This window comes from Mesorhizobium sp. M0317, assembly GCF_040321555.1.
In the GTDB taxonomy this organism is placed as follows: Bacteria; Pseudomonadota; Alphaproteobacteria; order Rhizobiales; family Rhizobiaceae; genus Mesorhizobium.
Genome location: NZ_JAMYRV010000077.1, coordinates 1 through 13231, shown reverse-complemented (window position 1 = coordinate 13231; position 13231 = coordinate 1). Strand labels below are relative to the sequence as shown.

At 59.7% G+C, this 13231-nt stretch carries 7 protein-coding genes and 6 pseudogenes; 5 read left to right on the top strand and 8 right to left on the bottom strand.

Translation table 11 applies throughout. The features are described from left to right. Nucleotides 1-277: 277 nt before the first annotated feature. The 5 genes and pseudogenes from NKI88_RS31115 to tnpB form a co-directional block, all read right to left on the bottom strand. Nucleotides 278-1495 (bottom strand): ATP-grasp domain-containing protein, encoded by a 1218-nt coding sequence (locus NKI88_RS31115; protein WP_352659196.1) that lies wholly within the window; start codon nucleotides 1493-1495, stop codon nucleotides 278-280. A 1018-nt stretch (nucleotides 1496-2513) separates the two neighbouring features. Further along, a complete protein-coding gene (locus tag NKI88_RS31110; protein WP_258600158.1) occupies nucleotides 2514-2636 on the bottom strand; it encodes a transposase domain-containing protein in 123 nt (40 codons plus the stop codon). A gap of 99 nt (nucleotides 2637-2735) precedes the next feature. Beyond that, a pseudogene (tnpC, locus tag NKI88_RS31100) lies at nucleotides 2736-3741 on the bottom strand (IS66 family transposase); the annotation flags it as partial. Between the two features lie 34 nt (nucleotides 3742-3775). Beyond that, nucleotides 3776-4060 (bottom strand): annotated as a pseudogene (locus NKI88_RS31095) (IS66 family transposase); the annotation flags it as partial. A gap of 139 nt (nucleotides 4061-4199) precedes the next feature. Continuing rightward, nucleotides 4200-4511, bottom strand: a complete 312-nt coding sequence (gene tnpB / locus NKI88_RS31090) for an IS66 family insertion sequence element accessory protein TnpB (RefSeq protein WP_352659192.1) — start codon at nucleotides 4509-4511, stop codon at nucleotides 4200-4202. A 31-nt stretch (nucleotides 4512-4542) separates the two neighbouring features. Here tnpB and NKI88_RS31085 point away from each other — a divergent pair. The 5 genes and pseudogenes from NKI88_RS31085 to NKI88_RS31065 all read left to right on the top strand — a co-directional run. Then, nucleotides 4543-4888 (top strand): annotated as a pseudogene (locus NKI88_RS31085) (ATP-binding protein); the annotation flags it as partial. 191 nt (nucleotides 4889-5079) lie between these two features. Beyond that, nucleotides 5080-5955, top strand: a pseudogene (locus tag NKI88_RS31080) (ISL3 family transposase); the annotation flags it as partial. Next, nucleotides 5954-6115: pseudogene (locus tag NKI88_RS31075) on the top strand (IS21-like element helper ATPase IstB); the annotation flags it as partial. The pseudogenes NKI88_RS31080 and NKI88_RS31075, both read left to right, overlap by 2 nt. A gap of 268 nt (nucleotides 6116-6383) precedes the next feature. Then, complete coding sequence (locus NKI88_RS31070; protein ID WP_352659190.1) at nucleotides 6384-6584, top strand: helix-turn-helix transcriptional regulator; 201 nt, start codon at nucleotides 6384-6386, stop codon at nucleotides 6582-6584. A 618-nt stretch (nucleotides 6585-7202) separates the two neighbouring features. Beyond that, nucleotides 7203-8376, top strand: a pseudogene (locus NKI88_RS31065) (IS110 family RNA-guided transposase). A 157-nt stretch (nucleotides 8377-8533) separates the two neighbouring features. Here the strand turns inward: NKI88_RS31065 and NKI88_RS31060 are convergent. From NKI88_RS31060 to NKI88_RS31045, 3 genes are all read right to left on the bottom strand, one after another. Beyond that, nucleotides 8534-10288 (bottom strand): hydantoinase B/oxoprolinase family protein, encoded by a 1755-nt coding sequence (locus tag NKI88_RS31060; protein ID WP_352659188.1) that lies wholly within the window; start codon nucleotides 10286-10288, stop codon nucleotides 8534-8536. Next, nucleotides 10278-12359: a hydantoinase/oxoprolinase family protein gene (locus NKI88_RS31055; RefSeq protein ID WP_352659186.1), complete on the bottom strand. Its 2082-nt coding sequence runs from the start codon at nucleotides 12357-12359 to the stop codon at nucleotides 10278-10280. Before NKI88_RS31055 ends, NKI88_RS31060 begins: the two co-directional genes overlap by 11 nt. A 471-nt stretch (nucleotides 12360-12830) precedes the next feature. Then, nucleotides 12831-13028, bottom strand: a complete 198-nt coding sequence (locus NKI88_RS31045; RefSeq protein WP_352659184.1) for a hypothetical protein — start codon at nucleotides 13026-13028, stop codon at nucleotides 12831-12833. Nucleotides 13029-13231 lie beyond the last annotated feature (203 nt).

Sequence of the window (13231 nt, the reverse complement as noted above, 5' to 3'; positions counted from 1 at the left end):
CGGCAACACCGAAACGATCCGCCGCAGCCCGCCGCGACAGGCCACTCTCAACCGCTGCGATCACTCGCGAACGCAAATCCTCCGATATGGCTCTAACCATGCCTGCTGGCCTCCATACCCAGCCGACATGATGAATCAGATATTCTCCCCGATGGGAATCCCTCGCGATTCCATCAGGTCAGATTATGCTCTAGGAAGGCGGCCTGGCACCCCTGCCGATGCGCATCGGCCATGCGTCCTCCTCGCCTTCCACCAGCATCTTGCCGCCATCACGAACTCAATCTGCTGCCACTGAAAGTTGGATCAGACTCAAGGCCCTCTGCAACGCGGATCGTGCCTGATCAAGAGAGGGTGAGGCCGCAATCACCAGACCGAGGACGTCTCGAAAATCTCCATGCTTGACGAGCGTTGTCCCCAGCTCAGCCGTAAGCTCGACTTCGACGACGCCGGGAACGGCCCGAGCCTCCTGCAAGCCATGGATTCGCCTCAGAACGCCGTCTTTTTCCACCATGAGAAAGCTTGCAGCGGCGGCGCGGGAATGCCTCTTGGCGAGGTTCGGCTGAAGACCGAGGAAAAGCTTTAACGTCTCTGTGAAGAGATCGATCCCGTGGGCGAGTCGGATCATTTCTGGATCCGGCACTCCCGAAATGCGCGGATTGACTTCGATGATGAGCGGGCCGCGTGCGGTGATGCGCACTTCGGTGTTCGCCGGTCCCCAGCCGAGGCCAAGCGCTTGCAGGCTTGCCACTGCGGCAGTGCCCAGTCGTTCGCAGTCTTTGCTGGCCAGAGGTGCGGGGAATGTAAACCCGCGCAGCGCGAAATGCGGCAGATCACCGAACTCCTCCGCCGATATACCGGCAATTTCGCTTCCAATGGTATTGACGCAGTACTGTTGACCCTTGGCAAACTCCTCGACCAGCACCGCCGGGGACGGCGGCACCTCCGGCTCACCAGTGAGGAGAAGCTCGGCATGGCTGCCCACCTCGCTAAGTTGGCAGCACAGCTTCACACCAGTGCTGCTGGTGCCGATGACCGGCTTCACCACGACAGGCAGGCCGATCTCGCTAGCCCAGCGCCTGGCGGCAGCCGCATCCTTGACGAGGTGATAGGCCGGTGTTGCGATCCCCGCCATTGTGAGTCGCTCGCGTTGAACAAACTTATTGCGGCAGTGCTCGATTTGGTCTGGCCGCGGCCCGGGCAGACCGAGGTGCAGGCAAGCCGACGCGGCCGTCGCATACAGCCTTTCCAAAGGAGTGGTGACGCCGACGATCTCAAAAGACCGACACAACTGCTCGCATGCGTCGATGACAGCCGATATATGGCTAGTGTCAGCCTGAACTGCGTCAATGCCGTCAGCGATCATGGAGGAAACCCGATCTGAGCCCTGGAACAGTATCACTGGATGCAGTTCGAGATCGACCGCTGCGCGAGCAAATTTCCGAGAAGCACCAGATGGGCTATCCTCAAGCAAAACAAGGGCGGCTCTCTTCGTCATTTGCTTTCTCCTTGCGTCTCCTGCTCGTCGAAGCCTTGCGCTGAGACGATGCCGCTCCTCTGTCGAGAGACCATGCCTCAGCTCGCGACAAGCCGAATGCCGTCCGAATCCTGGCGAGCACGTCACCGACCGCCACTCCCCCGCCCATGGCAGGCAAGTGTGGATTGGCCCTACCGCCGCTTGCGCTCATGTTCGCGGCAGGCAAGGCTTCTGCTTCCTGGCGTGGAGTTTCGTAGCACGGAATCCGGCTGGGGCCTGTAAAGCTTTAGAAAAGATTTCTTTACGGCCGCTCGACTACTTCTGTCGGGAATCTGAGAGACTTGTGCGCGGGTAGCGCTGGACGGTTCGGGGTATTTCCGATTCCCTCAATCCGAATAGTGGATTGAGGTGGTCGATGTCGCGACGGCAGATTGGTCAGGAGACTTTCGGGTTCGGGGTTCACGGTGGCGGCCGGCGCTCGTCGCTGGACGATCTTTGCGCCGTTGGGTGCCGATCGAGGATCGTCTACCGTGATCTCCTGCGCAGCCACGCGAGCCGGCATGGCCGCCACTGGCGCTGTTGAGGCCATGCTGCTCCCGCGCACAGTCTCACTAAATGTTTGATCCCAGGCTCACATGACGATGCTCAGGTCAAGAGGTGTGTTATGGCGGACATTGTGTTGCTCCCAATTGGCGACGGAATCCAGAGCTGGGCCCGATTGCGTGACACGGCTCGGGATCGAGCCTAGCACATACGGTCGCCGCTTGAGACGGCTGCACCAATATCACGCTTGCGGCGGCAGGGGCCCAGAAGGCGAGACCCGTCTTTGATACGGCATTCCAGCCAGTTGGGATCTCGGTTCGCCTCTTGGACCCCTGATCAGGCCTCGAGGGATGAGTGTATCAGTGTGATCTCGTCAGACAGCCTTTATGACACGGCACCTTCGATGACGACGCCCGCGGTCACGTATCTCCACAGCGACACGAGCAGCTTCCTTGCCAAGGCGTCGGCGCGAGCCCGGCCTAGGCGGCGTAAGCGGTCAGCCGATAACGTCAGGCCTAAAGTTCCAAGGCATGAGCATTTCGATCTCGGATGCCGGCCATCCTTGAGCGATGCGGGTCAAGGTCTGCGAGAGCCAGTCGAGCGGATCGACGCTGTTCATTTTGCAGGTTTGCAGCAAGGTGGCTACCGTCGCCCAGGTTCGTCCACCGCCTTGGCTGCCGGCGAATAGACTAGTCTTTCGCGTGATCGTCTGGGGCCTGATTGCACGCTCGACGATATTGGAGTCGATTTCGATGCGACGTCCATCAGAAAGCGTTCCAGCGCCTCCCGCCGGGTGAGCGCGTAGCGGATCGCCTCGGCGGTCTTGGATTTTCCGGAGACCTTGCCCAGTTCCGCGTCCCATAGATCGAAGAGGCTCGCGACAATGGCCACGGACTTTTCCTGACGGAGCGCGGCGCGGCTTCCGGCATCCTTGCCGCGAACCTCGTCCTCGACCTTCCACAATTCGGTCATGGCGATGATCGTTACCGTCGCGGCCTGCGAGATCCCGCTAATATGCAGGTCGTAGAATTTGCGCCGCAGGTGAGCCCAGCACCCGGCGATCCGGATTGATTCATTGCTGCCGGCTTTGGCCCGTGCCTTGACCAGGTTGGTATAGCCGAGTAGCCGTCCACTTGTAGGATACCGCTGAATCCGGCGAGGTGGCGTGCCACGCAATCTGCGCCTCTGCTGTCTTCAAAACGATAGGCAACCATTGGCGGACTGGTTCCACAATAGGGTCGATCATCCCGTGCGTAGGCCCATAGCGAGGCTTTCGTGGTTTTCCCGGAACCGTGGGCAAGGGTGGGCAAGGTCGTCTCGTCGGCGAAGACCCTTTCGCCCTCCTTCACACGCTCGAGGATGTAATCGGCGAGCATCTGCAACTCGAAGCCCAGATGCCCCATCCACTGCGCCATCAACGACCGGCTGAGTTCAACGCCATCGCGCAGATAGATCGTCTCCTGCCGGTAAAGCGGAAGGCCGTCGGCGTATTTCGACACGGCGATGTAGGCGAGCAGCCGCTCCGTCGGCAGGCCGCTTTCAACGATGTGCGCCGACGCCAGAGCCTGGACCACGCCGTCACGGCCCCGGAAAGCGTATTTGGGACGGCGCGTGACGATGACCCGGAACTTCGGCGGCACGACGTCCAGCCGCTCGGATCGATCCTCGCCGATCAGAACCTTCCGGCTCGATAACTTCCTCGATGCGTTCGAGGTGGGCAGCAAAACCCTTGCGCGGACGCGGGGCGCGCTTCGGCTTGTTTCCGACCGCGCGGTCAAGTTCGCTCCGGATCGCCGAAAGGCCGGTCTCGACCTCTTCGAAGGCAAAGGAGGCCTGCTCGTCGTCGATGGCCAGGCGTAGCCGCTCGGAACGCGTGCCATGTTGCGTGCGCTGCAAAACCTTCAGGATCGACGTGAGATCGGCGATCCGCTCGTTGGCGCTCCTCTCGACTGCCTTCAGCCGGGCGACCTCCGCCTCGGATGCTGCGATCCGAGCTTCGGCGACTGCGATCCGGGTCTCGCTTGCAGCCTGCTCGCGAGCCATGGAAAGGATCATCGCCTTCAGCGCATCAACGTCGTCGGGAAGGGCAAGACCCGGTAGAACCATGGCAAGCAACAGAGCACAAAAACAGCCGCTTTCCCAACCGTTCCAGCCCCATGATTCATCTTGCCGCAGGCCGGTTTCAGCCCGTCGATAACGGCCGCCTGACCGTGGCCGGACGGATCTTTTTCCAGTCCAGTCCAGCCAGAAGCGCCATCAGCTGGGCGTGGTCGAGACGCATGCGCGCGGCCGATATCGCAGACCAGCAGAAGCTGTGATCTTCCAGAGTCTTCGAATAAAGCCAAACCCCGCTGCCGTCCCACCACACGATGCGGACCCGGTCCGCACGCTTCGAGCGGAACACGTGAAGCCCCCCGAGAACAGGTCCAGGCCGCCATCCCTGACCAGCGCCATCAAAGATGCCGCGCCCTTGCGGAAGTCGACCGGCTGGCACGACACGTAAATGCGCTCATCCGCAACCGGCGCGCGGGCGCTTCTTCAATGTCGTGGATCTGGTCAACAGGCTCGAGACCGAAACCCGCTCCGGCCGCCAGGGCGCACCATCTCACCCGGCTCGACTTCGTCGTCTTCGACGAACTCGGCTATCTACCCTTCGCCCAGGCCGGCGGGCAGTTGCTCTTCCATCTGGTCTCGAAGCTTTCCGAGCGCACCTCGATCATCATCACCACCAATCTCGCGTTCGGCGAATGGCCGAGCGTCTTCGGCGATGCAAAGATGACCACCGCGCTACTCGGCCGGCTCACCCATCATTGCGAGATCGTCGAAACCGGAAACGATTCCTGGCGCTTCAACAACCGCTCTCAAAGCTAGAGTCGAAGAGCCAATCAGCCGCACCCGATCAGGCTGTGCAACCCCGAGCAGCGTCGCCTGATCGGGCGCTCACCGGCACGCCCCCTTCATCATCCAACCCGGGGTCCCTTTTGGGGTCAGACTCAATCTCGCTGCAAGTGCAGGGTTATGTCGCGCAATTTTCGAGAGGGAATCAGCGCGATGGAACAGAGATTTGGTCGACGAGACTGGCGCCGGCGGGGTTGCTCGTCGACCATGCCGAAATCAACACGGATTGTGGATTTCTTGACGTGCGCGCTACGGCGCTTTCGGAGCCAGTGCTGCGGGACGAGTTCACGCCGGACCCAGAGCCGATATATGCGGAAAGCCGCCGATCTGCCCATCGCTGGCCGGCGGGTGGTCTTGCGGGTGACGGTTCGCAGTTCTGGTGTGACGCCGTTCTTTGCCGCCGCCGCATTTTTGCCGAACGGTTTGGCGTCGATGTATTGGGGCCCGTTGTCGCGAAGAACCGGACGCCTTGAGACCATCGTTTCATCACTTGGGATTGGCGCTGGGCGGCAAGCCTGCCGCCGCCTTTGCCGATCACCTGATGATGCCGGTGACAACGACACCCTGTTGCCTGTCGTGCGCCGGCGGACTGAACAGCCGCGCGATAAGCTCGCCGTCATAGGCATCGACTTCGCGTTCCGGCGCGGCCAACGATACGGGACGATTGTCTGCGATTTTGAGCGCCGCAAGCCAGTGACACATTGCTGCCTGATCGCGAACAGGCGACATCGCCGGCTTGGCTGGCGAACCATCCTTCCATTGTGACTGTCGCTCGCGATCGGGGTGGCGGCTATGGCGAGGGGATCGCCAAGGCCCTGCCTCATGCCGATCAGGTGGCCGACCGCTGGCATCTGATGGAAAACGCCAGCCGCGCTTTCCTTGATGCAGTCAGCAAGTCCATGTGGCATCCGAAAGACCGTCGGCAGCACCATCATCGATCCAAAGCTTCTCACCTGTGCCGAACGGCTGCAATATGAAGGATATCTGCGTCGCAGGAGACAAACGAGGCCATTCTGGAATTATCGAAGCAGGGTGTGCCGAGCCCGCTCAATCAAATACCAGCTCACCATCGCCAAGCTGCCACTGGCCAAGGATGTCGAAGATTTCGACTTCACCGACATGCCCGACATCGAGGCGTTGGTCCGTGATCTCGCCGCCGGCACCTATGCCGATCGTGGGTCAGTTGTGCGCGCCGATGGGCACGCCGTTCTACACACTTGGGCAGACACTGATCAATCCCTGTCGGGTTTGTCGAGTCTACGACCTCATCCTCTGGCATTGCCTCTCTTGAAGACGCTGATCCACATGAACAAAGCTTCCCTAAACCTTCTTCTGAGAAGTTGGCACGAATTTTGATCCCCGCTCGCTGCGCCTCTGCAGAATGCAGACATGTGTCGGGTTCCAATGGGTCATCAGCGATGACCGGTAGCCGACGACGGCGGCGCACAGTGTCCCCTTTGTCTGGTAGATGAATGCACCAGGGGCAATATGCAGCTTGATTAGCAACAAAGGACAGATCATGGCAAACCTGCGAACGGCTCCGCCCCTGTCGTCTAGAGAAAAAGAATGCCTTCTCTGGGTAGCGAAGGGGAAGTCATCATGGGATATTGAAACTACCCTTGGGATTTCCAAAAATACAGTCAACTTTCAGTTAAAAAGGTTCTTCTAAAGCTTAATTCCAGCAGCAGAACCGCTCCTGCTGTAATGGCCACAAGTCTCGGAACTATAAAGTTTTAAAAAGCATAATAATATTTATACGCCTGGCAGAGCGTGCTACCCAACAAATGCTGTAGGGTAGACCCCTGGCAACACGCTTAGCCTAAGTGCTTTTCGCTGGGCGTCAATACAATTCTTGTCGATCTTCATCGCCGTCCCATACGCGACGAGAGCGTCTCCTCTTAACCAGATCAAGTCGAGGCAGAGCGCGAGGGCCAAGATGCTGACTGAAACATTGGCTGCGCCCTGCCCGGACCGGAGCAAACGCATTCTTAAGCTCTACATCAATCGCAGCACGACCCCCGGCCCGATCTGCAATGCGCCTCTACGGAATGCCGATACCTGCTTCATCGGCAGCAGAGCTGAAGAAACCCACGGTAGCGTAACCGAGGAAGTGGCAGGAGCATACGCGTGTGCCAGCGGGTGTGTTCGTCAATATCGCCAGCGCATCTGACTTGCCCGCTCGTGCAGTGAATCGATGCAACATGAAATGCCGTTAGACGCTATGACCGTGGTGTGAGCGGCGGCCCGCCCTTTTGCAGGCTTAAAAGCAAACGGGGGTTGCTCGGGAGTGCCGAGCCGAGCCCTAAGCAAAGGAAGGACGGGCCATGGTTTTTACGTCGGTGTCGATGTGTCGAAAGCCAAGCACGCGATTGCCCTTGCCGAGGGCGGACGCAATGGCGAGGTCCGCTATTTCGGTGAGATCGAGGCGACGCCGGCGGCGGTGACGCGGTTGGTGCGCAAGCTGGAGAAAAAGCATCCTTGTTTGCATTTCTGCTACGAAGCCGGCCGACCGGCTATGGGCTCTATCGTAAACTCGTCGAACTCGGCCACCGCTGCGATATCGTTGCGCCTTCGTTGATCCGCGAGCGCGTCAAGAGCCAACGGCGCGATGCGGTCAGCCTGGCGCGGCTTTTGCGGGCGGGCGAGCTGAAGGGGATCTGGGTTCCCGACACCGTGCATGAGGCGGTGCGCGATCTGGTGCGGGTGCGTGCTGCAGCAAGCGAGGATCTGCGCAAGAAGCGCCAGATGCTGCTTTCGTTCCTACTGCGCCATGGCCGTGTGTTTAGCGGACGCATGAATTGGAGCCGGGCGCATGCCCGCTGGCTGGCGGCACAGAGGTTCGACCATCCGGCCCAGCAGATCGTGTTCCAGGACCAGATTGACATCATCACCGATGCACAGGCCCGGTTGGAGCGGCTGGATGCGCAGCTGGCCGAGCTGGTGCCGAGCTGGTCGATCGCCGGTGGTGACGGCCTAACAGGCGTTGCGCGGTGTGTCCTTCATCGTTGCCATCACCTTCGTCAGCGAAGTCGGCGATGTCCGTCGCTTCGACAATCTGCGGCAGTTGATGGCCTTTCTCGGCCTGGTGCCCTCGGAGCACTCGACCGGCGAGACGTTCAAGCGCGGCGGGCTGACGCTGGCCGGCAATCGCTGCGCCCGCCGCGTGCTGGTGAAGGGTGCCTGGAGCTATTGCTATCCGGCCAGGGTGAGCGAGCCCATTCGCGTCCAGCTCGATGGGCTGCCGAAGGCGGTGCGCGAGATCGGCGCAGACCCGACTGTGCGCCCGCTATCGGCGCATGATGGCCGCCGGCAAGAAAAAGGCCATCGTCGTTGCCGCGATTGCGCGTGAGATGGCTGCCTTCCTATGGGCCATGGCTGCAGACAGGCCCGTATCTGAATCTTCTTTTCCGGACTACGTGAAATCCGCGGCGACCCGACTGGCCGGCTTTGGGCTGCGCTGAGGCGCAGGACGCGGAAGCGGCGCGCCGTAAGATCTTCGAGTATGTTGGCCAGTTACTCGACACCTGACTACTCTGCCGGATTCCGCCGACGCCTTCAGGGCATGAGGCAAAACGCTGTCCGCGTCGCTCTCCACCGGAGGCACTTGGAGTCTTTCCGTCATCGAGCGACGGGGCTTTCAAATACCCTAGTATCTCGACCTGCGCGCATTGTTGCTGTCTCTGCTTCGTCCAGGACAAACGCCTCATCAAGCGCGACGAGGTAGTCGTGACGCGCCGATCGGAGACTCAGAACACCGTCGCGAACGTCGCGAACGACCAAGTGAGGGTCGCGCTCGGCCGGATCGCCGTAGCCGCCGCCACCTGGTGATTGAATCTCCAGCCGCAGCGGCCCGAGCCGACGAATGCCATATTGCGGCGGTACAACCACCTGCCCATCGGAGAGCGTGATACGGATATCGCCCTTGGCGCCGCCGCCGCCGCCCGCCACGCCATATCCGGTCGGCGAACGTGCTCCTTCGCCTCGGAACGAATACTCCGCCGGGGAATCCATCTCGGCGACGTAGTGAATGCCGGTACCGCCTCGGAAGGCGCCAATGCCCGCGGCATCCGTGCGGAATTCCTGCTTAAGGATTCGCATTGGATAGAGTTGCTCGTACATTTCGACATTGGGCAGGCTCAACCCGCCCAGGGTGCAAAGCTGCCCCACGCTGTTGAAGCCGTCCCGCCCTCGGAGCGCTCCGCCGGCGGCAGAGCCATGCCAGTGGTAGATGACGAAGGTCCCACCATCACTCCGTTGTCCTGAGGAGATGCAATGAGCCGTTTTGCCCCAGCCAGCGCAAGCTGATTTCGGCTTTGCCTGGCTTAGAGCCTTCCAGCAGGCATGAACGATCTCACTAGTCGGGTGAACCGTGTTCATCGTCATGGGGGCCGGCGGCCGAGCATTCACCACCGTGCCATCCGGCGCGATGATGTCGATCGCCTTGAATGCTCCCTCGTTGCGTGGGATTTCCTGCTCAAAGAAAGAGAGCAGCGCCATGAATACCGCGGCGTGCGTGTTGGCAATCGAGCTATTCTTGAAACCTTTAATCTGCTGATCCGTACCGGTGAAATCAACAATCATTCGATCGCCGCGCACGATAGCCCTGACCCGCACCGCAACCTCAACTGTATCGAAGCAATCGTTGTCCGAGGCGTCCTCGCCGTAATATTCTCCATTAGGTAGCTCGGCAATGACGGAACGCATCACCCGCTCGCCGTGATCCAGAATGCCTTCGAAGAGTTCTGTGGCAGTCGCAACGCCAACTTCGTCTATGATCGCAGAGACGCGGTCTGCCCCCGTCTTGGTGGATCCCAACATCGCCCGCAGGTCACCGTCGAGTAGATCCGGGCAACGACTGTTAAGAAGAAGCAATTTCCACAAGTCATCACGGATGTTGCCACGCTGAACGAGCCGCAGGACCGGCAGCCGAATCCCTTCGTGGAAGATCTCAGTCGCGGCAGCGTTATAAGTCCCAGCCGCGCCGCCTCCTATGTCAGATTGATGAGCGCGGTTAGTGCAAAATGCGCAGAGTTGCCCATCGATCACCACCGGACGCAGCACCGTCCAATCGGGGAGATGATTTCCACCGGCCTCGTAGGGATCGCTGAGAAGGAATACGTCACCCTCACCGAGATCGTTGCCAAAGGCCTTGAGCACAGCGCGTACTGCAAAGCAACCGCCGCCAGTGTGGATCGGAATCCCATCAGCGACCGATAACGCGTCGCCCTTCGCTGTGCTAATGAAGCAGGAAAAATCGTGAGACTCACTAAAGATCGGGCTGCGAGCGGTCCGGGTCATGACCCAACCCATATGACGCGAGATGTGGTCGAGTTGCTTTTGCAACAGGGCAAGAAGCACAGGATCATACGACATGTTTTTCTCCAACTTCACCGAGCGTTATCAGATAGTTGCCGTACGCATCTACTTCGGCAACATCCCCCGGATTCAGAAGTATCGTTGTGGTTGCTTCATCGATAAGGGCGGGGCCGGGGATGCGATAGCCGGGAAAAAGATCTGCTCCATCAAACACGGCTACTTCTCTTACCTCGCGAGCGTCTTCGATATATACGGCCCGGCACTCTAAAGGCGTCGCTACTGCACGTGAGGAGTCCACCTTGTTGGCCTCGACATGCGGCAGGCGCCCAGTTGCCACGAGGCGGAGGGCGTTGATCACGATTTCCCCGTCAGGCACAACGTAGCCATAAAGACGAGCAAGCTCGCCCTTGAAGCGCTCACGGACAGCTGCAATGTCATGCCAGACCTCAGTTATAGGAATGGTCACCGGCCACTGCTGACCATTATACTTGATGTCGACTAGCCTTTCGAATGAGCTGTCACTGAGATTAAACCCTGCTTGGCGCAAGGCCTCTTCGGCAGAGTTCTCCAGTGCATCGAATGCTGAGCCAAGCTCTTGGGCGCTCGCAGCACCTAGCGACCTCCGGAAGAAATGCAAATAATCGTGGCGGATATCCGTATTGCACATCCCAAAGGCGCAAAACACACCAGCGAGTCTGGGTACAAACACTGAGTCGCAGCCAAGTGCGCGCGCTACCGAAGTTGCATGGAGAGCACCCGCCCCACCACCCGCCACAAGCGTAAACGTGCCCGGATCGCAGCCGCGCTCGCTGCTCATGCGCTCGAGAGCATGAAGTATGCTCTGGTCTGCCATGCGAATTATCCCGGCCGCTGCCTCGACAACGTCGATCCCAAGCGGTCGGGCCACATGGTCCCGAATAGCGCGGGTGGCCAAATCGATATCGAGGTCGATCAGACCGTCGGCATAGCGTCCAGACCGGAGCCGGCCGAGAACCACCTGAGCGTCCGTAATGGTAGGCCGAGTGCCACCTAGACCGTAGCAGGCCGGTCCCGGCCTTGCCCCGGCACCCTTTGGGCCGACCCGCAGCATGCCTCCGACGTCAACGCCGGCAATGGTCCCACCGCCCATTCCAATTGTATGAATCTCAGCCGCCGGCATTACGACATCGTAGCCCTCGACGCTGAGGCGATCGGTCTCTGCGACGCGACCTCCCCGCACCATCGTAACGTCACAACTCGTCCCGCCGATCTCCATGGAAATAAGATCACGTGAGCCGCAAACCTCGGCAAAGAACCGCAGCGCGCCGACGCCGGCTGCCGGCCCCGATAGCAGCAGCGAGATTGGCCGCAAACCCACCTGCTCGACGGAGACTGCGCCTCCGTTGCTCTGAATAAGCAGGAGGCTGTTTTTTAGCCCTAGCGATTTGAGGCGTTGGTCCAATTCACGAAGATACGGTACGACGCGAGGCGCGACATAGGCATTGACCACAGTGGTAGAAGTTCGCTCGTACTCCCCAACAATTGGTGCGATCTGCGATGATCGGCAAACCCAAGCCTCCGGCCACGCCGCCCTTATCCATTCCTCACATTGGCGCTCATGCGCGTCGTTGAGAAAGCTGTTCAGAAAGCAAATGGCGATTGACTCTACACTTTCGCACTTGAAAACGCCGACGGCCTCGGCAACGGCCTCCGTATGCAATGCCGTGACCGGCGAGCCATACTTGTCCATCCTTTCGTATACGGAGAAGCGCAGGTATCGCGGCACCATCACCTCCGGCCAGGGGCTGCGATGATCCCACATGTTCGCGCGCCACCCGCGCCGTATCTCCAAAGTGTCGCGAAAGCCGTGCGTGGTCAGCAGACCGACCTTGGCACCCTTTCCCTCCAAAACAGTGTTCGTCGCAATAGTCGTTCCATGCACGAAGTGACTGCATTGCGACAGAAGCACGCGGGTATCGACGCCGAGCGCACCCGCAGCCTTCTCTAGGGCATCGAGAACGCCTTGAGCGGGATCGTCAGGGGTTGTCGGCGTTTTGAAAGCATGAGTGCTGCCCTCCCGGTCCGTCAGGACGAGATCGGTGAACGTCCCTCCGATATCAACGCCAATCCGCAATACCCCTGAAATCAACTCAGATCCCTCCGCTTATTTTTGTGATCTCTTTTTTACATATTTGTTACATCTTCCTAGATCACTGCCTTGGCTATTGTCAAGGTTAGCGGGGCGCAGAACGGCTTGGGAACAAGTTCTCCTGCACCAGGCTCGAAGGTGGTGTAACACCCGTCGCAACCAAGTCTGCCGGCGGCTTTCCCATTCCCGGAAACGGCTTCATCACGACAACCACCGACTTCGCCTTGTTTGCCGGATTCGCGATCAGCCCCTTCTGGTGCACGCGATCCTTAGCATCCCAATCAACCCCTTCCAGGCGTGCCTCTCTTCATACAGCGTTAGCCAAAGCAGCACGAAGGAACGGTCGAACGGCTGGGGTGCGTGATCCAAGAGGTCGTCCCGGCCTGGTGGCTGGCGGCGGTGGCGATGATTTCGGGCGACGGCTTCTTGCAGTAGGTTTTGGGGGTGCGTGACCTGTTGCCCTGCGCTCGCCTATATGCCGAAGGTTGTCGATGCCGTCTTCACGACGATAGTTTCGCTTAATTCGGATGCAGGATAGCCGTCGTAGGCGCTCAGGCAATCGTCTTCAGAGAACATCTCAATCGACCAATCGCGCAGCAACTCTTCATCCTCGCCGAGGATCTCGGCGACACTTTTGAGGCCGTAAAGAGCGGAATTGCGATATCCCACCTGACGGCGATCATATTCTCGCCTTTCATGTTTACCTGGCTGATCTCGCAGGTCGGGTCGGCCAATTCAGAGCCCCGCATCAACCTAACGCGGGGCGAGCCGCCTTCACCAGCGAACATCGATCTAGCAGGCTGTTGAAGAAGTGTCCCGTTTGGCTTTGAGGATGGCCTCATCGCCATTGTGATAGGCGAATGTGATCTCGA

Excerpts from the sequence above, each read along its gene's own strand:
- NKI88_RS31115 (WP_352659196.1), bottom strand. The coding sequence starts at position 1,495 with ATGACGAAGAGAGCCGCCCTTGTTTTGCTTGAGGATAGCCCATCTGGT.
- NKI88_RS31110 (WP_258600158.1), bottom strand. The coding sequence starts at position 2,636 with ATGAACAGCGTCGATCCGCTCGACTGGCTCTCGCAGACCTTGACCCGC.
- NKI88_RS31070 (WP_352659190.1), top strand. The coding sequence starts at position 6,384 with ATGAATGCACCAGGGGCAATATGCAGCTTGATTAGCAACAAAGGACAG.
- NKI88_RS31060 (WP_352659188.1), bottom strand. The coding sequence starts at position 10,288 with ATGTCGTATGATCCTGTGCTTCTTGCCCTGTTGCAAAAGCAACTCGAC.